Genomic DNA, 20,851 nt, shown 5'->3' on the forward strand with positions numbered 1-20,851 from the left:
AACAGAGAGACATGATCAATATCCTGATGACTATGAGTCCACGGACTATAAGTCACATCACGCATAAATTATGGCGGAGGAAGGTCACTTTCCCATAAAAAAATCCGCAAGGGCTGCTTGCGGATCTCGGTTTAAAAACCGTGACGGTTATTCATCCTTCACCACTATCAGCGGTTCAATATCACTCTCTTTCTTCACCACCAGCGTATCATCCCCGCGCAGGCAGGTGCCGCCGTAGTTACCGCCAACGGTAAAGGTACAGACCTGAATGTACTTACCGTCAACGTTCGGCAGGCACCACAGCTGCTGGTAGATGTTTTTGCGATCGACAAACTTGCCGCTGGATTTATCCAGCAGTTCATCCTGTGAGCTGATCAAATCAATATTGCTGCCGCAGCGTCCGGCAATCGGTTTGACGGCATAACCGGTCTGCTTCAGCAGGTCGTTAACGTCAAAATCAGTATCGAGCAGATAACGGTGGTTCGGGAAGAGTTGCCACAACACCGGCAAAATCGCCTTGTTGCCCGGGATCACCGTCCACAGCGGTTCGAATACCAGCACTTCCGGGCGCAGCAACACATCAATCAGACGAACGTCACCTTCGGGGTGTCCGGTGCGGATCGGTACGGCAGCGTACTCCGTTTCACTTACCTCGCGGATCTGCTCGATCGCCGTCTCCCACGCCCAGGTTTTCCACACGCAGTTGACGTGGCGACCTTCATCATCGATCAACTGCCCGGCTGTATCCCAGCTTAGCGCGCTAAGCCCATGCAGAATTTTGGTTTCAAATCCGGCCTGCATCAGTGAACGCTGAATGAAGAGCGCGTGATAATCCTCTTCAACATCGTTGTCCTGCATGATGTGCACAAACGGACGCGCATGGCTGTGTTTCCACGCACCGGTAAGTTCTTCCAGCAAACCTTCCGCCGGGTTGTGCCCGGTACCGCGATAGCCGTGTTTCACCCACTCCTCAAGGATCAACCCACCCTCCGTATGGCAGGACGCGGAATCAGCGTTGTACTCATAGACCTTAATACCGCGCTCATCCATACAGAAATCCATACGACCGGTGATCATATGGTGGCGACGCCATTGCCAGGAGAGGCGCAGGCGAGGCCAGAGGATTTTGGGGATGTCGAAAAGTGCCAGTAAGTTATCGTCTTTCAGCACCTTATCGGTCGCGTGCAGGTACATCAGGTGCAGTTCGTTGGTCGCTTTGATCAGCTCCTGCTCGGCGCTTTCCGTAATGGTGAAATACTGGCACGGGTCTTTATTGATAACATGACCGTTCGCGCGCACGTAAGCCTGCTGCAGTGCATCAGCTTCGTTGAGCCATTTCCCGTCGAACTGGCGTCTGTTTTTGAGCCGCGCACCGCTAATTTTCAGCAATTCACCGTCGATTTCCGGCTGCGGAATGCTGTGCTCAACGTCATCGGTCTGAAGCATCCAGCCAAGAATTTCGGTGTCGTTAAAGGTGTCATGGATTGTGTAACAGCCGTTCTCAACGCTCAGTTTCAGCTCACGCGTCCACTGCTGCCCCAGCGGGAGCGGTGAGTGAATAACGTTCTGCTCCGCAATACGTACTTTATCGCCCAACAGCTGGGTGATCACCGCCACGTGGCCGGTTTCGTGGAACTCGCCGCCCTTTTGCCAGATAAGCAGTGCCCCGGCGCGCGGTGCGCGTTTTGAGCCATTGGCAAATGCCTGTAACGGCAGGATGTTATCGTTCACCACTTCACGCAAAAAGCGCAGCGAGAAGATTTCCCACGCCATGCCGACGTCGGTAAAGACAAAACCATAGTTGAGGAACAGGAAACGGCGCGCAAACTCAACACACTGCCATTTATGGCCCATGTATTCGTTGCCGATATAGCTTCGGAAATCCGCATCTTCCGGGTAGCTACGCGGATCAAGGCTGCCGTAATCTGAAGAGTAAATCGCCACGCCACCCGGCGCATAGCCTAACAACGTCCCGAACGGTGCGTCACTGCTTAACTTTCCTTTACGCATGTATCCAACCTAAAAAGGCAGGCGGCAATTTTTTGAAAGGTTGTTGTCGTCTGCACGTTGCAATTAACCAGACAGAGGTGGCGTTATCATACACCGCCCCCTTCCATTACGCTCGCATCGTTAAACGGTTCATCTATCTCCTGCTACACTGCCTCAACACATCACTAAAAAGGCAGGCCAACATGTCAGACAACACTTACCAGCCACCGAAAGTGTGGGAGTGGAAAAAGAACAACGGCGGCGCGTTCGCCAATATCAACCGTCCAGTCTCCGGCGCGACACACGAGAAAGTCCTGCCAGTCGGCACGCACCCGCTGCAGCTCTATTCACTGGGTACACCGAACGGCCAGAAAGTGACCATCATGCTTGAAGAGCTCCTGGCGCTGGGCGTGACGGGAGCGGAGTACGATGCATGGTTGATCCGCATCGGCGAGGGCGATCAGTTCTCCAGCGGTTTTGTGGACGTGAACCCGAACTCGAAAATACCGGCACTGCGTGACCACTCCACAACCCCGCCAACGCGCGTGTTTGAATCCGGCAGTATTCTGCTTTACCTGGCAGAAAAATTTGGTCATTTCCTGCCCAAAGATCCGGCTGGCCGTACTGAAACCCTGAACTGGCTGTTCTGGTTGCAGGGCGCTGCGCCTTTCCTCGGCGGCGGATTCGGCCACTTCTATAACTATGCGCCGGTGAAGATTGAGTACGCAATTGACCGCTTTACGATGGAAGCCAAACGCCTGTTCGACGTGCTGGATAAGCAACTGGCACGCAGTCGTTACGTGGCAGGTGAGGAATATACCATCGCCGATATGGCTATCTGGCCGTGGTTTGGCTGCGTGGCGCTTGGCAGTGTCTATAACGCCGCCGAGTTTCTGGATGCAGAGAAGTACACCAACGTACAGCGCTGGGCCAAAGACGTAGCGCACCGCCCTGCGGTGAAGCGCGGGCGCATCGTTAACCGCACCAACGGTGAGCTAAGCGAGCAGCTACATGAACGCCATGCGGCGAGCGACTTCGATACCCATACCGAAGACAAACGTCAGGCGTAATCCCCCACCGGGCGGTTCTCCGCCCGGTTAACCACCGAACGTCGCAGAATGCTTCTGCGGCATAGCGATGGACGTTGAGGGCATGTTTGGCCTAATGGTCAGAACAGTAATGCTGGCAGTATCCTGAAGGCTTATCTCGACCTGAGTGAAGCCGGATATAACCCTTACAGCAGTTACAAAGGAACTGTCATGAAATTGATTAAAACTACGCTGATCATCAGCACATTAATTTTTTCTGCCTCAGGCATGGCGATTGATAAAACCGCAGGTGGCGCAATTGCAGGTGCGGCCATTGGCGCGGCAGTGGGCAAAGACGTGAAATCCACCGTTGGCGGTGCCGTCGTGGGTGCCGGTACTGGCGCAATGTTCAAGAACGGCGACAAAGGTAAAGCGGCGCGTAAAGGCGGTGCCGTGGGTGCTGCCGTGGGTGCGGGTGCGGCAGCAATTACCGGTAAAAGCGTGCTGAAAGGCGCAGCTGTCGGAGCAGGTTCCGGTGCGCTGATTGGCGAAGCAACGCACTAATACATAGTGCCGGGCGGCACCGCGTTCGCCCGGCCTGTAAACCGTATTTCACCTTCCCTCTATATTCCGCCCTTTCAGAACAGAAAATTAATGGTGATCGTCATACTGATGTTCAATCACCATACCTTCCGCCACGCTGGCAACATGACGCGCACGTGGGTGATAAACCGGTGCAGGTGCGACATAGGTGGTCTGCGACGGTGCAGGCGCAACGCTCACCGCCTGTGGAACCGTGGTGGATGACGGCACAATCACCACTTTATAACCGCTCGGAACATCCACGGTAACACTCTGAGCCAGCGCAGAATTTGCCATAGCCAACCCTGCCAGGGCAGCAAGTAAAATAAAGAGACTTTTCATAAAATGTATTATTCCTGGGATAACTAAGAAATATCAGCATGCCAAAGAAATCTTAAGCCCAGATTAATATTCATTATTTGTAATGTGCAGAAAATGCCAAATTTATTGTTACATTATAATAAGGAAATAATTATTCAGACCGGATAAGGCACAATACAAAATTTCCTGTGTAAATCGGGCAATACAGTATAATTCTCAGTACAGGTTATTCAGTGCAAACGTCGGCCAATATTGGATCTCCCTGCCGATATTTCCCTTAACGCAAATTAGCCTATTTTTTCAACACAATATTTACAAGCTCGGGTAAACTGGCAAAAATCATTCTTTTTTCCGAAGAATCCTTACATGTCAGAACAGGCGCTAAAACAACAGATCCAGAATCTGAAAAAGCATAACGCCCGGCTTGTCAGGCTGGCGCGTGACGCCCGCAGTAAACTCAATGCCGCGCTTGACGGCACAGGTCTGTGTTTGTGGCAGCTCGATGTGCCGACGGGAAAACTGATTATTTATAACCGTCGCTGGGGATCAATGCTCGGCTATCAGCCAAAAGAGCTGAGCGCACAGTTTGAGGTCTGGCGCGAACATCTCCACCAGGACGATAAACAGCAGGTACTGGAAGCGTTCTATGACCACCTGCAGGGGAAAACCCCTTTCTACGAAGCGCTGCACCGCATGCAGAATAAAAACGGCACTATCACCTGGGTGCTGGATCGCGGGCGCGTCAGCGAATGGGACGCGCACGGCAACCCGCTTAAAGTCACTGGCACACACATCGACATGACTAAAGAGAAGCAGTACGAGGAACAGCTCGCGCAGCTTGCCAACCACGATCCGCTCACCGGCCTTGCCAACCGCCATGCCTTAGTCAAACATTTCGCAACGCTCAAAGAACACGGCCCGCTCTGCGTCGCGTTTATCGACCTGGATGATTTTAAAGCGGTTAATGATGCGTTCGGCCACCGCAGCGGCGATGAGCTGCTCATTCAGCTCAGCCAGCGCCTGCGCGCAGGCTGCCCGGAAGGGACGATTGTAGGACGCCTGGGCGGAGATGAATTTGTCTTACTGCTCCCCTTTCCCCTCGCCAGTTTGCTGATCAACAGCACGGCGCATAACTGCCTGCGCGCAGCACTGCAACTCTTCGAGCTGGATAACGGTCAGGCACAGGTCGGGGCATCAATTGGGATCGACGAAGTGCAGCCGCAGGATGATTTTGTGAACGCACTGCGGCGTGCGGATCAGTCGATGTACCAGATTAAACACACCGGTAAAAACGGTGTGGCGATTGGGACAACGCTGATTTCGGTTTCCCGCACGGGAACGGACAGGTGAAAAAAGGCCGCACAAGGCGGCCTTACGGGGAACAGAAAATCAGAAGGAAACCCAGTCGTCCGGGGTGCTTGTACGGGTATCGGCTGCGCGCGCAGGCGTTTTAAGCGGTGCGGCAGTGACCACGTTCTGGGGTTCCTGAGCCGAGAGGCGGAATTTTTGCACGGAGCGTTGCAGTTCTTCCGTCTGGCGTTCCAGCGCAGAAGCCGCAGCGGAAACTTGCTCCACCAGCGAGGCGTTTTGCTGGGTGACACCGTCCATCTGGCTGATGGCCACGCCGACCTGCGAAATGCCTTTGCTTTGCTCTTCCGACGCAGATGCAATCTGCTTCATGATAGTGGTGACTTCGGTCACAGCACGCAGAATGGCCTCCATCGTGGTACCCGTGTCGTTCACCAGCTTCGCCCCCTGCTCGACGCGGGAAACGGAATCAGCAATCAGCCCTTCGATCTCTTTTGCCGCGTTTGCACTGCGGCTTGCCAGGTTACGCACCTCGCCTGCCACTACGGCGAAACCACGCCCCTGTTCACCCGCTCGCGCTGCTTCTACCGCGGCGTTGAGGGCCAGAATATTGGTCTGGAAGGCGATGCTGTTAATCACGTTGGTAATTTCAGCAATTTTCCTGGAGCTATCGGAAATACCGCTCATGGTGGTCACCACATCATCCACCAGCGAGCCGCCACGGCTGGCCGTCGTGGAGGCGACATCCGCCAGCTGGCTGGCCTGACGCGCACTTTCCGCATTCAGCTTCACCGTGGCCGTCAGTTGCTCCATGCTGGCGGCGGTCTCTTCCAGCGCGGCGGCCTGCTCTTCGGTACGGGAAGAGAGATCGTTGTTACCGCTGGAGATCTCCGTCGCACCGCGCCAGATATTTTCACTGCCGGAACGGATGGTGCTGACCGCTTCACGCAGGCTGTCCTGCATGGCGCTGAGCAGAGGAACCAATTGTCCCACGCAGTTGCGGCCAAACGATTCAATCGGATGGCTGAGATCGCCCTGTGCAATCTGGCTGAACTGATGGCGGATGCGATTCAGCGGTTTCACCAGCATCGCAACCAGGTAGCGGTCGGTGAAGAGCAGGATCAACAGGCCGATGATGGTGGCGGTGATGATAACCGTGCGGGTCACGTTGGTCAGGCTGTCCACCACCACGCGGGTGCTGTCGAGTCTGTCACCTGCGGCTTTGTTAAAGCTCTCTGCTGCTGCTCCGAATGCACGGCTCAGCGGCGGCGTGACGTTATTGGCCTGCTGACGATAGCCATCCAGCGACGCCTGCTGTGCCTGCTGCATCTGCGGTGTAATACCCTGATCGAGCAACGCCTGCCAGGTACTGATCACCTGCGCGGAAACCTGTTCATCCATCGGGCCTGGTGAGATAGCCTTCATCTCTTCAAGCTTTTTACTCATGTTGTTCAGCGCCTGCTGAGCAGAAGCCAGGTCTGGCGTACCGCCAGCGGCTTTGGTTTCCATCGCACGGCTCAGGCGTGTGACGAAACGGAAGTACTGATCGTTACCCTGGCTGAGCACCGTCATCTGCTGAACCAACTGACGATCAACCTCATTGCCATCGGAAACCCGGGACAGAGACCAGGAGCTATACAGGCCGACGCCCGCCCACATTAAACAAAAGATCCCCAGTATCGTCAGCATGACGAAGCGGATCGTGAAATTACGAAGCATCTGCATAAGAACATTCCTTGCCGTGAGGGTTAATTCGCCCAGAGGCGAGTCTTACCCTCGTTATCGGCAGGAAGCGAAGAAAATATAACCTTTTGTGATAATTTTTGGCTTTGCGGAAAATCGTGGCAGCCAGGCACGCCATCGCTTATCGCCATGAAATGTGATTTGATAAGAACAGAATGAAAACGCTGTTTCGAAAATTCATCGACAAGAAAGGAGACATCATGTCCTGGCACCCTTACACCGGCCGCTATGAGAATATGCAATACCGCCACTGTGGAAAAAGTGGCCTGCGCCTGCCTGCGCTGTCGCTTGGTTTGTGGCATAGCTTTGGTCACGTCCAGCCTCTCGACGCCCAGCGTGCGCTGCTGCGTAAGGCCTTCGATCTCGGCATTACCCATTTCGACCTCGCCAATAACTACGGCCCACCGGCAGGTAGCGCAGAAGAGAATTTTGGCCGTCTGCTGCGGGAAGATTTTGCCGCATATCGCGACGAGCTGATTATCTCCACCAAAGCGGGCTACGATATGTGGCCAGGGCCGTACGGTTCAGGTGGTTCACGCAAATACCTGCTCGCCAGTCTCGACCAGAGCCTGAAGCGCATGGGCGTGGAGTATGTTGATATTTTCTATTCCCACCGCGTGGATGAAAACACGCCGATGGAAGAGACTGCCGCTGCGCTGGCGCACGCCGTGCAGAGCGGAAAAGCGCTGTATGTGGGTATTTCCTCCTACTCCACGGAACGCACGCAAACAATGGCTGAGCTGCTGCGGGAGTGGAAGATTCCGCTGCTTATCCACCAACCGTCCTACAACCTGCTAAACCGCTGGGTAGACAAAACCGGACTGCTGGATGCGCTGGAAGCAAACGGTACGGGCTGCATTGCGTTTACCCCACTGGCTCAGGGATTGCTTACCGGAAAATATCTGAACGGTATTCCTGAAGGTTCGCGTATGCAGCGCGAAGGTAAGAAGGTACGCGGCCTGACGGAAAAAATGCTGACTGAAGCTAACCTCACTAGCCTGCGTCTGCTGAATGAGATGGCGCATGCCCGTGGGCAGACAATGGCGCAGATGGCGCTGAGCTGGCTGCTGAAAGATGAGCGCGTGACGTCAGTGCTGATTGGTGCGAGTCGGCCGGAACAACTGGAAGAGAATGTTCAGGCGCTGGATAACCTGCGCTTTACCGAAGATGAGCTGGAACGGATTGATCGGCATGTTGCGGATGGCGAATTGAATTTATGGCAGGCGTCGTCGGATAAATAAGGTGCGGCCTTTCACCCTCTCCCCTGTGGGGAGAGGAATAAGGTGTGTGTATTTACTTCTTACTGATCTTATCCAGATACCCCATCGCAAACGCCGACAGCACAAATGTCAGATGGATAATCACATACCACATCAGCTTATTATCCGGGACATTCTTCGCATCCATAAACACGCGCAACAAGTGGATAGAAGAGATTGCCACAATCGAAGCCGCCACTTTATTTTTCAGTGACGAAGCATCCATTTTACCCAGCCAGCTGAGCTTCTCTTTGTGCTCAGAGATATCGAGCTGGGAGACGAAGTTCTCATAGCCAGAGAACATCACCATTACCAGTAATCCCCCCACCAGCGTCATGTCCACCAGCGACAACAGCACCAGGATCAAATCCGCTTCGGCAATGGAAAAGATGTCAGGCAAGACGTGAAAAATTTCCTGGAAGAACTTAATGCACAGTGCGACCAGTGCCAGGGAAAGGCCAAAATAGACGGGAGCCAATAGCCAGCGTGAGGCGTACATTGCATTTTCAAAAAAGCGTTCCATAGTGTCCTGTCTGCAAACGAAACCAGCGCGCAGTATATCTCAACGACGCTCACTGTTTGCAACAACTAACCAACAAAACACCTACACATCGTCAGGGTTTACCTCTGGACGTGCGTACTCCGGCCAGACCAGCACCACCAGCTCCGGGTAGGCTTCCAGACTGAACTCACGAAAACATTGACGCAGGTTTAATACGTCTAAATCAGAATACGAAACTTTCTCACCATTCAGACAGCGCTTCTTGATATTGTCATAATATTTATAGACAGCAGAATTCAGGTCGCTGCAGCGGCGTTGCGCCTCAAACAGACCCGGCGTGTCATTAATTTCCGACATCTTCATTCGCTTTATTGTCGCGTGCAGAAAATCGATATATTCATGGTTCACCCGCCAGTACCAAACCGGCGTCACCGAGTTCATCAAAACGGAGAAATGGTCTTCACCTTCCTCTTTTGTCATCAGTTCAGGTTGCGGGGGCTCACTGGCGTCTTTCGACACTTTTGTTTTATTGAACTCTTGCATCAATAAAAGAACGCCAGCGGTCAATAATAGTAATGTAATGACCGTAAAAAAAATACTGTTCATGGGTAGGCTCCATTTTTTTTGATTTTAAAATTGCCTCATGTTATTGTCAACGAATCTCACGCCTTTACCAACCCCACCCCGTTGAAATTAAAGGAAATTAAAAAATGCTTCCCGACAATCTCGTTCCGGCTAAGTACCGCATTGCGCCTGTGGAACAGCAACCGACGGAAGCAGAAAAAGAGGTTAATTTCACTAAGGGAAAAAGAAAGCTCTCTGATTTTGAGCCCGACATATTAATTGGTGTCTCCCGTACCGGGAAATCCCGTAATATGTTGCTGGAAGAGCATGATCGCCATATAAAAGACCGTTTATTTCGCGCTGTAAAAATTGAAGCCTTTGTACACCTGCTGGATGACCTGCAGGCCGAAGGTGAAATAGATGCCCAGAAACTAAGTCAAATAATGGCTGAAAAAACCAAAGAAATAAATGAAGCGGGCAATGAAATTTGGCTTAATCTAATTACTCGCGAAAAAAACAGCCCCATTTTTTATGACCTCGGGGAAGATTAACGTGAAAGAAGTTAACGATAACAACGTATATTTGACTTTAGATGACAAAAAAAGTGATGAGTTTATCTTAGAGCAAAATCTCGATGCGTTGAGAAACACAAAAAACGCCGAGATGACGCGTATTACGCAAGACCTGATATCCATTCCTGCGACGCTGGTACGCCTGAAGTGGCAGAACCGCCGTGAAATTTATTCTTTACAGGTTAAGGAAGAGATTTACGGTGCAGTGATTAATGCCATTATCGAACAACGTCCGGAGCTGAAGGAGAAGCTCCTGGGGCGGCTGGAGGCCAATTATCAGTATCTGCTCGCCAGAGAAACCGCCACCCTGCGCCTGACGCGCAAACTGTCCGACGGCGAGTATCGCACGTCAAATGTCACCTGTGTCGCGCTCAATGAAGATGCGCATGCCGGGGAAGAAACAAAAAACTAATTCAGTACGTGCAAAAAAAAAGCTGACTTTCGCCAGCTCTTCATTTTATTTCGCGGCCGCTCTCTCTTCACCGACCAGACCAATCTTCAGATACCCCGCCTGATGCAGCGTGTCCATTACCTTCATCATGGTTTCGTAATCGACGGTTTTATCCGCGCGGAAGAAAACGGTGGTGTCTTTCTTACCACCGGTAAGCTGCTCCAGTGCCGGAATGACCGATTCATCCGTCACCGGGTCGTTACCCAGGAACATGGATTTATCCGCTTTCACCGACAGATAGACAGGCTTTTCCGGGCGCGGCTGCGGCTGGCTGGAGGAGGCGGGAAGATTCACCTTCACATCCACCGTCGCCAGCGGCGCAGCAACCATGAAGATAATCAACAGAACCAGCATGACGTCGATAAACGGCGTCACGTTGATTTCATGCATTTCACCGTTATCGTCCAGATCTTCATTAAGACGCATTGCCATAGTGGATTAACCTGCGCGCAGTTTGGACGCAGCGTGTACCGGTTTAGCAGCGCTGGCATTCAGGTCAAGATCACGGCTTTGCAGCAGCAAAACCTGCGCGGCGACGTCACCGAGAGTCGCCTTGTAGCTACCAATCATACGCGCGAAGATGTTATAGATAACCACTGCCGGAATTGCCGCAACCAGACCGATAGCCGTCGCCAGTAGCGCTTCGGCGATACCCGGTGCCACCACGGCCAGGTTTGTCGTTTGAGTCTGCGCAATGCCGATAAAGCTGTTCATGATGCCCCAGACCGTACCAAACAAGCCGATAAACGGAGAAATCGCACCGATAGTTGCCAGATAACCATTACCACGGCCCATGTGACGACCCACGGCTGCAACGCGACGTTCCAGACGGAAACCAGTACGATCTTTAATACCTTCGTTATCTTCACTGCCTGCGGAAAGTTCCAGCTCGTTCTGCGCTTCGTTAACTAACAGAGTGGTCAGGCTTTTCGGGTGGAAGGATGAGGTTATATCAGAAGCCTGATCCAGAGAGCGGGCTTCGGCCAGCTGCTGTTGCTCGCGCTTGAGGCGACGCTTCTGCGCGAGAAGCTCGGCACTCTTGCTGAAGAAAATAGCCCAGGTGACAACGGACGCCAGAATCAGGCCGATCATCACAATCTTAACCACGATGTCAGCATGCTGATACATGCCCCAGACGGAGAGATCCGCCTGCATCAAATTATTACCCACTCTGTATCTCCAGGACGCAAATCACAAAATCTGAGCGTAATGATATCAAAACACCATCGAATTGATAGTGGTTCTCATTAGTATTTACATGCTGCCGCCATTTACGCTCACTTTCATTGCGCTTACGCAGTAAAAATTGCTTATGCGTATTATTCATAAAATTTTCTGCTTATTCGATAAGCATCCGGGTGCACAATGTTACAATCGTGGTAGTCTGGACGTCCAGACGTATAAAAACAGGGTTAGCGAACATGACAAAGAAGCATCTTGATACCACGCTGGTACAGGCCGGGCGCAGTAAAAAATACACACTGGGATCGGTCAACAGCGTGATTCAACGCGCCTCCTCGCTGGTGTTTGATACCGTTGAGGACAAGAAAATTGCCACGCGTAACCGCGCCAGCGGTGGGCTGTTTTATGGCCGTCGTGGCACGCTAACCCATTTTTCATTGCAGGAAGCCATGTGCGAGCTGGAAGGTGGCGCGGGCTGCGCCTTGTTCCCGTGCGGTGCAGCAGCGGTGGCCAATACCATTCTGGCGTTTGTCGAACAGGGTGACCATATCCTGATGACCAACACCGCCTATGAGCCAAGCCAGGATTTCTGTACCAAAATCCTCAGCAAGCTCGGCGTGACGACCAGCTGGTTTGATCCGCTGATTGGTGAGGGTATCGCAGAACTTATTCAGCCAAACACACGCATCGTATTCCTGGAATCCCCGGGTTCTATCACGATGGAAGTGCATGACGTTCCTGCCATCGTGAAAGCCGTGCGCAGCAAAGCACCGGAAGCGATCATCATGATCGACAACACCTGGGCGGCGGGCGTGCTGTTTAAAGCGCTGGAATTCGACATTGATATCTCTATTCAGGCGGCAACGAAATACCTGATTGGTCACTCCGACGGCATGATTGGCACGGCAGTGTCCAACGCCCGTTGCTGGGATCAACTGCGCGAAAATGCCTATCTGATGGGTCAGATGGTCGATGCCGATACCGCCTACATGACCAGCCGCGGTATTCGTACTTTGGGTGTGCGTTTGCGTCAGCACCATGAAAGCAGCCTGAAGGTGGCCGAGTGGCTGGCACAGCATCCTCAGGTTGAACGGGTCAACCATCCGGCGCTCCCGGGCAGCAAAGGCCATGAATTCTGGCAACGTGACTTTACAGGTAGCAGCGGGCTGTTCTCATTTGTTCTTAAAAAAAGGCTGAATAATGACGAGCTGGCCCAGTATCTGGATAATTTTACCCTCTTCAGCATGGCCTACTCGTGGGGCGGGTTTGAATCCCTGATCTTGCCTAACCAGCCAGAACAGATCGCAGCCCTGCGTCCGGGTGGCGAAGTGGATTTCAGCGGAACACTGATCCGTCTGCATATTGGTTTAGAAAATGTGGACGATTTAATTGCGGATTTGTCGGCAGGATTTGAGCGTATCGTGTAAAGTGCTGGCTGAAAATGTACTCCTGGACGCTTTTGTGGACACTGCAAGCAGAAAAGTCTGCATGAGTTGCGCCCACGATCAAACCCAGCGAGTATAATTGGGAGTACAATCACGTCATATCTGCTGTCCCACAGGAAAGTCCATGGCTGTTATTCAAGATATTATCGCAGCGCTCTGGCAACACGATTTTGCCGCGCTGGCAGACCCTCACGTCATAGGTATCGTCTATTTCGTGATGTTTGCGACCCTGTTCCTGGAAAATGGATTGCTGCCAGCCTCGTTTTTACCCGGCGATAGCCTGCTTTTGCTCGCCGGAGCGTTAATCGGTAAAGGTGTCATGGACTTCACGTCGACGATGGTGATCCTTACCTCTGCAGCCAGTCTGGGCTGCTGGCTGAGCTATTTGCAGGGCCGTTGGCTCGGAAACACGCGCGTCGTGAAAAGCTGGCTGGCGCAGTTGCCACATAAATATCATCAACGTGCGACCTGCATGTTTGACCGGCATGGCCTGCTGGCACTGCTGGTCGGGCGTTTTCTGGCATTTGTTCGCACCCTACTGCCAACAATGGCGGGCATCTCCGGCCTGTCTAATCGCCGCTTCCAGTTCTTCAACTGGCTGAGCGCCCTGCTGTGGGTTGGCGTCGTGACCTCACTCGGCTTCGCGCTGAATATGATCCCGTTTGTGAAACATCATGAAGACCAGGTCATGACCTTCCTGATGATTCTGCCGATGTTCCTGCTGGTTGCAGGGCTGGTCGGAACGCTGATTGTGGTGATTAAGAAGAAATACTGCAGCGCCTGATGTAAAAAAGCCGGGGGGTGCTGCACTTACCCGGCCTACACTCTCCCCTTAAGCCCCCTGTATGGTTCTGATGCGCGTGGCATCTTCCCCCGGCGTAACGCCGAAGTAGCGCTTAAACTCCCGACTAAACTGCGACGCACTTTCATAGCCCACCCGCATTGCCGCGGCACTGGCCTTCATGCCATCGTGGATCATCAGCATGCGTGCCTTATGCAGCCGGTAGGTTTTGAGATATTGCAGCGGCGAGGTGCTGGTCACTGATTTAAAATTATGGTGAAACGCCGAAACGCTCATGTTGGCCTCTGCCGCCAGCTGGTCAACGCTCAGGTTTTCCGTGTACTGGCTTTCAATGCGCTTGAGGACGCGGCTGATCAGGCTGAAATGCGTCTGGCGGCTCACCAGCGCCAGTAACGCACCGCCCCCCGGCCCCAGCAGTACATGGTAGAGAATTTCGCGAACGATCTGCTTGCCAAGAATGCGGGCATCCAGCGGCCTGTCCATCACGTCCAGCAGACGCTCAATGGCGCAGAGGATCTCTTCCGATAACGTTGCCGAGTTAATCCCGCTCGCCGCCATCGATGGCTGGAAAAGCTCATCTTCGCCAATCTCCATCAGCAGTTCCTGCAGCTGGAGAATATCAACATTAACGCGAATACCCGCCAGTGGAACCGCCTCTGTCGCGAAAGTTTCACATTCAAAGGGTAAAGGTACTGTCAGCAGCAGGTATTCGTTGGTGTCATAACGGAATACACGCTCATTGATATAGCCAATTTTATGGCCCGAAAAGAGAAAAACGATGCCCGGCTGGTACATCACCGGCGTGCGTGTCCCGGGCTTCGTCCCGTAGAGCAGGCGAATATCTGGCAGCAGATTATCTGGCATCTTTTCTTTATCTATCAGCCTCTTAATCTGAGAAGTTAGCTGAAGACAGATCGCTTCACGGTTCATGTTGAGTTACTCCGGGTACGGTTTCCGACCCTGACAGTGTGCGCAGTTTTCCCCATTTTCTCCAGTGCTCTGTAGAAATGGGCAAGACATCGGCAGGAATGTGCATTGAGAGGATAGCCCCGGCCAGCCACAATGTGCAGCATCAGGTAGCCATCTCGCCACCACGGTTTTTCACCCACTATAGGGAACGAACAATGAACAACTTTATTCTCCACACCCCAACCCGCATCCTGTTTGGTAAAGGCGCTATCGCCGACCTGCGTGCGCAGATCCCGGCTGACGCCCGCGTGCTGATCACCTACGGTGGCGGCAGCGTGAAAAAAACCGGTGTGCTGGATCAGGTGTACAGCGCCCTGCAAGGTCTGGACGTCCGTGAGTTCGGTGGTATTGAGCCGAACCCGTCTTATGAAACGCTGATGAACGCAGTAAAAATCGCCCGCGAAGAGAAAATCACCTTCCTGCTGGCAGTTGGTGGCGGTTCTGTTCTGGACGGGACGAAATTCATCGCCGCTGCGGCACATTATGCCGACGGTATCGACCCGTGGCATATCCTCGAAACCCGCGGCAGCGACATCAAAAGCGCAATCCCGATGGGCTCTGTTCTGACCCTGCCAGCCACTGGCTCAGAATCCAACAAAGGTGCGGTTATCTCCCGTAAAACCACGGGTGACAAACAGGCCTTCATGAACGAACACGTTCAGCCAGTGTTCGCTATTCTGGATCCGGTTTACACCTATACCCTGCCTGCACGCCAGGTGGCTAACGGTGTGGTCGACGCCTTTGTTCACACCGTTGAGCAGTACGTGACCTGGCCGGTAAATGCCAAAATTCAGGATCGTTTCGCAGAAGGTATTCTGCTGACGCTGGTCGAAGAAGGCCCGAAAGCGCTGAAAGAGCCAGAAAACTATGACGTGCGTGCCAACGTAATGTGGGCGGCAACTCAGGCCCTTAACGGCCTGATCGGTTCAGGTGTGCCACAGGACTGGGCAACGCATATGCTGGGCCATGAACTGACGGCTATGCACGGTCTGGATCACGCCCAGACGCTGGCGGTGGTTCTGCCTGCATTGTGGAATGAAAAACGTGACACCAAACGCGCCAAACTGCTGCAGTACGCTGAGCGTGTGTGGAATATCACCGAAGGTTCTGACGATGCGCGCATTGATGCTGCTATCGAAGCAACCCGTAACTTCTTTGAAGCGCTGGGCGTCCCAACGCGCCTCTCCGGTTATGGCCTGGATGGCAGTTCCATCCCTGCTCTGCTGGCAAAACTCGAAGAACACGGCATGACTCATCTGGGCGAGCACGGCGACATTACGCTGGACGTGAGCCGTCGCATCTACGAAGCGGCACGCTAAGCGTTTTTGTCATCCCGCCTTTCGTTTTTTGACATTTCGTCCAGACTTAATGCACATACACCATCGGGGGTTCGCCCCCCGATGGATGGCAAATGAAGGAGGAATAATGGCAAACCAAACCGTAATCAGGCTTCAGGATGGCAACGTAATGCCCCAACTGGGGCTCGGCGTATGGAAAGCCGGTAACGACGAGGTCGTCTCCGCCATTCATAAAGCACTGGAAGTCGGCTATCGGTCAATTGATACCGCCGCCGCGTACAAAAATGAGGACGGCGTGGGTAAAGCACTGGCCAGTGCTGGCATGCCCCGCGATGACCTTTTCATTACCACCAAACTGTGGAATGACGATCAGAAACGCCCCCGCGAAGCCTTGCAGGAGAGCCTGGATAAGCTTCAGCTCGATTTCATCGATCTCTACCTCATACATTGGCCGGTTCCGGCCATCGATCATTATGTGGAAGCCTGGGAAGGGATGATTGAGCTACAGCGGCTTGGGCTGGTGAAAAGCATCGGCGTCTGCAATTTCCAGATCCACCACCTGCAACGTCTGATTGACGAAACAGGTGTTGCGCCGGTTATCAACCAGATAGAGCTACACCCGCTGATGCAGCAGCGTCAGTTGCATGCCTGGAATGCGACCCACAAGATCCAGACCGAATCCTGGAGCCCTCTTGCACAGGGTGGCGAAGGCGTTTTCGATCAGAAAATTATTCGCGAGCTGGCGGATAAGTACGGCAAAAGTCCGGCGCAGATTGTCATTCGCTGGCATCTGGACAACGGCCTGGTGGTGATCCCGAAATCGGTCACGCCCGCGCGCATCGCTGAGAACTTCGACGTCTGGGATTTCCGCCTGGACAAAGACGAGCTGGGCGAAATTGCGAAGCTGGATCAGGGTAAGCGGCTAGGACCCGATCCGGATCAGTTTGGTGGGTAAATAGAAAACCCCGGCTTGCCGGGGTTTTTCTTTTACGCTTTACGCTTCACTGGCTTCTTCGCACTGGAATTGCCGTTCGAACGCTGATGCACAATCGGCGTGTGCTTGGTCAGCGCCGGACGCGTATTGCGGTTCTGACGGCGCGCTTCGCGCATTTCGTCCAGCGTCGGAGCTGGCACCAGACAGTCGCGACGCGAACCAATCAGGTGTTTTTTACCCATCTCTTCCAGTGCCTGGCGGATCATCGGCCAGTTAGCCGGATCGTGGTAACGCAGCAGCGCTTTATGCAGACGACGCTGCTTATCCCCTTTCGGCACCACCACGTCTTCACTCTTGTAACCAATCTTACTCAGCGGGTTCTTGCCGGTGTAATACATGGTCGTCGAGTTTGCCAGCGGTGACGGATAGAAGTTCTGCACCTGATCCAGACGGAAGCGACGCTGTTTCAGCCACAGCGCCAGGTTCACCATATCTTCATCACGCGTACCCGGGTGCGCAGAGATGAAGTACGGGATCAGATACTGCTCTTTACCCGCCTGCTTCGAGTAGGTATCGAACAGCTCTTTAAAGCGATCGTAACTCCCCATGCCCGGCTTCATCATTTTGGACAGTGGGCCTTCCTCGGTGTGCTCCGGGGCAATCTTCAGATAACCACCGACGTGGTGCGTTGCCAGCTCTTTGATGTAGCGCGGATCTTCCACGGCAATATCGTAACGCACGCCAGAGGCAATCAGGATCTTCTTGATGCCCTTCAGGTCACGTGCGCGGCGATAGAGGTTGATCGTTGGCTCGTGGTTGGTGTCCATATGCTCACAAATGCTCGGATAGACACAGGAGAGACGACGACAGGTTTGCTCCGCACGCGGCGACTTACAGCGCAGCATGTACATGTTGGCGGTTGGACCGCCAAGATCGGAGATCACGCCGGTAAAGCCAGGGACCGTGTCGCGAATCGCTTCGATCTCGTTGACGATAGAATCTTCAGAGCGGCTCTGAATAATACGGCCTTCGTGCTCGGTAATAGAGCAGAACGAGCAACCGCCGAAGCAGCCGCGCATAATATTGATAGAGAAGCGGATCATCTCATAGGCCGGAATACGGCTTTTACCGTATGCCGGATGGGGTACACGCTTATACGGCAGCGCAAAGACGCTGTCCATCTCTTCGGTTGAGAGTGGGATCGCCGGCGGGTTAACCCAGATATAACGTTCACCGTGTTTTTGCATCAGCGCGCGTGCGCATCCCGGGTTGGTTTCGTGATGCAGAATACGGGAGGCATGAGCGTAAAGTACCTTGTCGCTTTTGACCTTCTCGAAGGACGGCAGCAGCACATAGGTTTTTTCCCACGGTTTAGGACGCGGAGGCTGAACGACAATAGTTTTCGCTTCGGTTTTCTTCGGCTCAACCGGTTTGTTATCTGCACACGGCAGATCTTCGCCGTATGGATGCGGGATCGGGTCAATTTTGCCCGGCATATCAATGATGCGGGAATCCACCCCGCTCCAGCCCGGCAGTGCCTCTTTGACCATAATCGCGGTGTTACGCACGTCGCGGATGTTGCCTACAGGCTCACCCTGCGCCAGACGGTGCGCAACTTCCACCAGCGGACGTTCGCCGTTGCCAAAGATCAGCATGTCGGCTTTGGAATCTACCAGCACCGAACGGCGCACGGTGTCAGACCAGTAATCATAGTGTGCGGTACGGCGCAGGCTCGCCTCAATGCCCCCGAGAATGACGGGCACATCTTTCCAGGCTTCTTTACAGCGCTGAGTGTAGACCAGCGTGGCACGGTCAGGACGTTTACCCGCCACGTTATCGGCGGTGTAGGCGTCGTCATGGCGCAGCTTACGATCAGCGGTGTAACGGTTGATCATCGAGTCCATGTTGCCAGCGGTGACACCGAAGAACAGGTTTGGCTTACCCAGACGCATAAAGTCGTCTTTGCTGTTCCAGTCAGGCTGAGAAATGATCCCGACACGGAAGCCCTGTGCTTCGAGCATACGGCCACAAATCGCCATGCCAAAGCTTGGGTGGTCGACGTAGGCATCGCCCGTGACCAGAATGATATCGCAGCTATCCCAGCCCAGTAGGTCCATCTCTTCACGGGACATCGGCAGGAACGGAGCCGGCCCAAAACAAGCAGCCCAGTACTGGGGCCAGGAGAAGAGGTCACGATCCGGCTGGATCAGGGAAATTGCGCTCATAATGCTTCCGAAGAAAAAATAAACAAAAGGAGCGGGATTATACGCTGTTACTCCGCCATAAATGAAGAAAAGGATGCACACATAAAACATAAAATCATGGAAGTTGTTAAAATACCGCGCATTGGCAATTTTGGATCATAATATCCACTATATTCTTCCGGTAACCAGCCACCGGAATGTGTTCTGGCACGGAGTTTATTTGTGAAGTTCAATGACTCGTTAAATGTTTCCCAACTGCGGGTGGTGCTCCATCTTTGCGGTTTTTTGGTGCTTCTCTACAGCCTTTCCATGCTGCCTCCAATGGTCATCGCCCTGATAAACAAAGAGCGTAACTTTTTCACGTTTTTAAGCACCTTTTTAACGTTCTTCACTCTCGGCGGCATCGCATGGCGGGCCACACGACACGCCGGAATACAGCTGCGCACCCGCGATGGCTTTGTGATTATTGTTCTGTTCTGGCTCCTGTTTTCATTTATCAGCGCCATGCCAATGTGGCTGGATGATGGGCTGCATCTCTCGTTTGCCGACGCTCTTTTTGAAGGGGTTTCAGGTATCACCACCACGGGCGCAACGGTGATTGGTGACGTCAGTGCCCTGCCGAAATCGTATCTTTACTACCGCGCGCAGCTTAATTTTATTGGTGGCTTAGGGGTTATCGTTCTGGCCGTGGCGGTACTGCCCTTACTGGGGATCGGTGGCATGAAACTGTATCAGTCAGAAATGCCAGGCCCGTTTAAAGAGGAGCGACTCACACCGAGGCTTGCCGATACCGCCCGTACGCTGTGGGTCACCTATCTCATTCTTGGCATTGCCTGTACGCTGGCCTACTGGCTGGCAGGCATGCCCTTCTTCGATGCGCTCTGTCACGGGCTTTCAACCGTCTCTCTGGGCGGTTTTTCGACCCGCAGCGAGAGCATCGGTTTTTATGACAGCAATGCGATTGAAGTTGTCGCTGGCCTGTTTTCACTGCTCTCCGCATTCAACTTTACCCTGTGGTATGTCGTGATTACCAGGCGCACATTCAAACCGATTCGCCGCAGCCCTGAGGTTAAATTCTTTCTGGCTGCCGCTACGGTTATCATCGCGATCACGGCCTGGCAGGTCTGGCATGCGGGGATGTACAACGCCACCGATAGCCTGGTTCACGCCTTCTTTCTGGCCAGCTCAATGATGACGGATAACGGCCTGTCCACGGCCGATTATGCAAAATGGCCCGCTCACACCATCTTCCTGTTGTTGAGTGCCAGCTTTTTTGGCGGCTGCGTTGGTTCAACCTGCGGCGGGATCAAAGCCCTGCGCTTCCTCATCATGTTCAAACAGAGTGTTCAGGAGCTGAACCAGCTGGCACATCCCAGAGCATTGTTGAGCATCAAAGTGGGCAAAAGCGTGGTGAATGAACGCGTTCTGCGCTCGGTGTGGAGCTTCTTCTTTCTCTACGTGATGATCACGGGTCTTTTCGTCTGGATGCTGAACCTGATGGGGTACGATCTGTTTACCTCATTTGCAACCGTGGCGGCCTGCATCAACAATATGGGGCTGGGATTCGGGGAAACGGCATCGACGTTCGGCACGCTAAAAGAAGAGGCCAAGTTGCTGATGTGCGCGGCAATGATTCTGGGTCGACTGGAAATTTACCCGGTACTGATCCTTTGCTCACGTTTCTTCTGGCGGGCATAA

20 protein-coding genes are annotated in these 20,851 nt (G+C 53.3%); 11 read left to right on the plus strand and 9 right to left on the minus strand.

Annotation, left to right across the window (positions count from 1 at the left end; all coding sequences use genetic code 11):
* Positions 1 to 147 precede the first annotated feature (147 nt).
* Positions 148 to 2,010 carry a bifunctional glutathionylspermidine amidase/synthase gene (gene gss, locus ACJ9N4_RS05655; protein WP_182918947.1) on the minus strand — a complete coding sequence of 621 codons (1,863 nt, stop codon included), beginning with the start codon at positions 2,008 to 2,010 and terminating at the stop codon, positions 148 to 150.
* 182 nt (positions 2,011 to 2,192) lie between these two features.
* On the opposite strand from gss, the gene yghU reads away from it, so the two are divergent.
* Together yghU and ACJ9N4_RS05665 are read left to right on the plus strand one after the other, a co-directional pair.
* Complete coding sequence (yghU, locus tag ACJ9N4_RS05660) at positions 2,193 to 3,059, plus strand: glutathione-dependent disulfide-bond oxidoreductase (protein ID WP_182272620.1); 867 nt, start codon at positions 2,193 to 2,195, stop codon at positions 3,057 to 3,059.
* 189 nt (positions 3,060 to 3,248) lie between these two features.
* Complete coding sequence (locus ACJ9N4_RS05665; protein ID WP_411500318.1) at positions 3,249 to 3,581, plus strand: glycine zipper family protein; 333 nt, start codon at positions 3,249 to 3,251, stop codon at positions 3,579 to 3,581.
* Between the two features lie 87 nt (positions 3,582 to 3,668).
* On the opposite strand, the gene ACJ9N4_RS05670 is transcribed toward ACJ9N4_RS05665, so the two are convergent.
* Positions 3,669 to 3,941, minus strand: coding sequence for a hypothetical protein (locus tag ACJ9N4_RS05670; RefSeq protein ID WP_182272622.1), 273 nt, complete (start codon positions 3,939 to 3,941; stop codon positions 3,669 to 3,671).
* Positions 3,942 to 4,286: 345 nt separating this feature from the next.
* Between ACJ9N4_RS05670 and ACJ9N4_RS05675 the strand changes: the two genes are divergently transcribed.
* Complete coding sequence (locus tag ACJ9N4_RS05675) at positions 4,287 to 5,270, plus strand: sensor domain-containing diguanylate cyclase (protein WP_182918948.1); 984 nt, start codon at positions 4,287 to 4,289, stop codon at positions 5,268 to 5,270.
* 39 nt (positions 5,271 to 5,309) lie between these two features.
* Here the strand turns inward: ACJ9N4_RS05675 and ACJ9N4_RS05680 are convergent, their stop codons facing one another.
* A complete protein-coding gene (locus ACJ9N4_RS05680; RefSeq protein WP_182272624.1) occupies positions 5,310 to 6,953 on the minus strand; it encodes a methyl-accepting chemotaxis protein in 1,644 nt (547 codons plus the stop codon).
* 218 nt (positions 6,954 to 7,171) lie between these two features.
* Here ACJ9N4_RS05680 and ACJ9N4_RS05685 point away from each other — a divergent pair, with 218 nt between their 5' ends.
* Positions 7,172 to 8,212: an aldo/keto reductase gene (locus tag ACJ9N4_RS05685; RefSeq protein WP_411500319.1), complete on the plus strand. Its 1,041-nt coding sequence runs from the start codon at positions 7,172 to 7,174 to the stop codon at positions 8,210 to 8,212.
* Positions 8,213 to 8,264: 52 nt separating this feature from the next.
* Here the strand turns inward: ACJ9N4_RS05685 and ACJ9N4_RS05690 are convergent, their stop codons facing one another.
* Both ACJ9N4_RS05690 and ACJ9N4_RS05695 read right to left on the minus strand, forming a co-directional pair.
* A complete protein-coding gene (locus ACJ9N4_RS05690; protein ID WP_182272626.1) occupies positions 8,265 to 8,753 on the minus strand; it encodes a TIGR00645 family protein in 489 nt (162 codons plus the stop codon).
* Positions 8,754 to 8,834: 81 nt separating this feature from the next.
* Positions 8,835 to 9,338, minus strand: coding sequence for an ESA_00282 family adhesion-associated protein (locus tag ACJ9N4_RS05695; RefSeq protein WP_182272627.1), 504 nt, complete (start codon positions 9,336 to 9,338; stop codon positions 8,835 to 8,837).
* Positions 9,339 to 9,442: 104 nt separating this feature from the next.
* Between ACJ9N4_RS05695 and ACJ9N4_RS05700 the strand changes: the two genes are divergently transcribed.
* Entirely contained in the window at positions 9,443 to 9,847 is a 405-nt protein-coding gene (locus tag ACJ9N4_RS05700; RefSeq protein ID WP_182272628.1) for a hypothetical protein, read from the plus strand.
* Position 9,848: 1 nt separating this feature from the next.
* Positions 9,849 to 10,280, plus strand: a complete 432-nt coding sequence (locus tag ACJ9N4_RS05705) for a cytoplasmic protein (RefSeq protein ID WP_182918951.1) — start codon at positions 9,849 to 9,851, stop codon at positions 10,278 to 10,280.
* Between the two features lie 45 nt (positions 10,281 to 10,325).
* Here ACJ9N4_RS05705 and exbD read toward each other — a convergent pair whose 3' ends face one another.
* Positions 10,326 to 10,751, minus strand: a complete 426-nt coding sequence (exbD, locus tag ACJ9N4_RS05710) for a TonB system transport protein ExbD (protein ID WP_182272630.1) — start codon at positions 10,749 to 10,751, stop codon at positions 10,326 to 10,328.
* A 6-nt stretch (positions 10,752 to 10,757) separates the two neighbouring features.
* Positions 10,758 to 11,489: a tol-pal system-associated acyl-CoA thioesterase gene (exbB, locus tag ACJ9N4_RS05715; RefSeq protein WP_182272631.1), complete on the minus strand. Its 732-nt coding sequence runs from the start codon at positions 11,487 to 11,489 to the stop codon at positions 10,758 to 10,760.
* A 251-nt stretch (positions 11,490 to 11,740) separates the two neighbouring features.
* Here exbB and metC point away from each other — a divergent pair, with 251 nt between their 5' ends.
* Together metC and yghB are read left to right on the plus strand one after the other, a co-directional pair.
* A complete protein-coding gene (metC, locus tag ACJ9N4_RS05720; protein WP_182272632.1) occupies positions 11,741 to 12,928 on the plus strand; it encodes a cystathionine beta-lyase in 1,188 nt (395 codons plus the stop codon).
* 142 nt (positions 12,929 to 13,070) lie between these two features.
* Positions 13,071 to 13,730 carry a DedA family general envelope maintenance protein YghB gene (gene yghB / locus ACJ9N4_RS05725; RefSeq protein ID WP_182272633.1) on the plus strand — a complete coding sequence of 220 codons (660 nt, stop codon included), beginning with the start codon at positions 13,071 to 13,073 and terminating at the stop codon, positions 13,728 to 13,730.
* A 48-nt stretch (positions 13,731 to 13,778) separates the two neighbouring features.
* Here yghB and ACJ9N4_RS05730 read toward each other — a convergent pair whose 3' ends face one another.
* Positions 13,779 to 14,678 carry an AraC family transcriptional regulator gene (locus tag ACJ9N4_RS05730; protein WP_182272634.1) on the minus strand — a complete coding sequence of 300 codons (900 nt, stop codon included), beginning with the start codon at positions 14,676 to 14,678 and terminating at the stop codon, positions 13,779 to 13,781.
* A gap of 194 nt (positions 14,679 to 14,872) precedes the next feature.
* On the opposite strand from ACJ9N4_RS05730, the gene yqhD reads away from it, so the two are divergent.
* Complete coding sequence (yqhD, locus tag ACJ9N4_RS05735) at positions 14,873 to 16,036, plus strand: alcohol dehydrogenase (RefSeq protein WP_182272635.1); 1,164 nt, start codon at positions 14,873 to 14,875, stop codon at positions 16,034 to 16,036.
* 106 nt (positions 16,037 to 16,142) lie between these two features.
* Complete coding sequence (gene dkgA / locus ACJ9N4_RS05740; RefSeq protein WP_182272636.1) at positions 16,143 to 16,970, plus strand: 2,5-didehydrogluconate reductase DkgA; 828 nt, start codon at positions 16,143 to 16,145, stop codon at positions 16,968 to 16,970.
* A gap of 32 nt (positions 16,971 to 17,002) precedes the next feature.
* On the opposite strand, the gene ACJ9N4_RS05745 is transcribed toward dkgA, so the two are convergent.
* Positions 17,003 to 19,264, minus strand: coding sequence for a YgiQ family radical SAM protein (locus ACJ9N4_RS05745; protein WP_182272637.1), 2,262 nt, complete (start codon positions 19,262 to 19,264; stop codon positions 17,003 to 17,005).
* 111 nt (positions 19,265 to 19,375) lie between these two features.
* Here ACJ9N4_RS05745 and ACJ9N4_RS05750 point away from each other — a divergent pair, with 111 nt between their 5' ends.
* Positions 19,376 to 20,851, plus strand: coding sequence for a TrkH family potassium uptake protein (locus tag ACJ9N4_RS05750; RefSeq protein WP_182272638.1), 1,476 nt, complete (start codon positions 19,376 to 19,378; stop codon positions 20,849 to 20,851).

The sequence above is a fragment of the Enterobacter sp. LM3 genome (assembly GCF_046622475.1).
GTDB classification, from domain to species: Bacteria; Pseudomonadota; Gammaproteobacteria; order Enterobacterales; family Enterobacteriaceae; genus Enterobacter; species Enterobacter cloacae_P.

Coding starts and splice junctions, on each gene's coding strand:
- yghU (WP_182272620.1), top strand. CDS start 2,193: ATGTCAGACAACACTTACCAGCCACCGAAAGTGTGGGAGTGGAAAAAG.
- gss (WP_182918947.1), bottom strand. CDS start 2,010: ATGCGTAAAGGAAAGTTAAGCAGTGACGCACCGTTCGGGACGTTGTTA.
- ACJ9N4_RS05745 (WP_182272637.1), bottom strand. CDS start 19,264: ATGTTTTATGTGTGCATCCTTTTCTTCATTTATGGCGGAGTAACAGCG.
- yqhD (WP_182272635.1), top strand. CDS start 14,873: ATGAACAACTTTATTCTCCACACCCCAACCCGCATCCTGTTTGGTAAA.
- yghB (WP_182272633.1), top strand. CDS start 13,071: ATGGCTGTTATTCAAGATATTATCGCAGCGCTCTGGCAACACGATTTT.
- ACJ9N4_RS05685 (WP_411500319.1), top strand. CDS start 7,172: ATGTCCTGGCACCCTTACACCGGCCGCTATGAGAATATGCAATACCGC.
- dkgA (WP_182272636.1), top strand. CDS start 16,143: ATGGCAAACCAAACCGTAATCAGGCTTCAGGATGGCAACGTAATGCCC.
- ACJ9N4_RS05700 (WP_182272628.1), top strand. CDS start 9,443: ATGCTTCCCGACAATCTCGTTCCGGCTAAGTACCGCATTGCGCCTGTG.
- exbD (WP_182272630.1), bottom strand. CDS start 10,751: ATGGCAATGCGTCTTAATGAAGATCTGGACGATAACGGTGAAATGCAT.
- ACJ9N4_RS05675 (WP_182918948.1), top strand. CDS start 4,287: ATGTCAGAACAGGCGCTAAAACAACAGATCCAGAATCTGAAAAAGCAT.
- ACJ9N4_RS05670 (WP_182272622.1), bottom strand. CDS start 3,941: ATGAAAAGTCTCTTTATTTTACTTGCTGCCCTGGCAGGGTTGGCTATG.
- metC (WP_182272632.1), top strand. CDS start 11,741: ATGACAAAGAAGCATCTTGATACCACGCTGGTACAGGCCGGGCGCAGT.
- ACJ9N4_RS05665 (WP_411500318.1), top strand. CDS start 3,249: ATGAAATTGATTAAAACTACGCTGATCATCAGCACATTAATTTTTTCT.
- ACJ9N4_RS05690 (WP_182272626.1), bottom strand. CDS start 8,753: ATGGAACGCTTTTTTGAAAATGCAATGTACGCCTCACGCTGGCTATTG.
- ACJ9N4_RS05680 (WP_182272624.1), bottom strand. CDS start 6,953: ATGCAGATGCTTCGTAATTTCACGATCCGCTTCGTCATGCTGACGATA.
- ACJ9N4_RS05695 (WP_182272627.1), bottom strand. CDS start 9,338: ATGAACAGTATTTTTTTTACGGTCATTACATTACTATTATTGACCGCT.
- ACJ9N4_RS05730 (WP_182272634.1), bottom strand. CDS start 14,678: ATGAACCGTGAAGCGATCTGTCTTCAGCTAACTTCTCAGATTAAGAGG.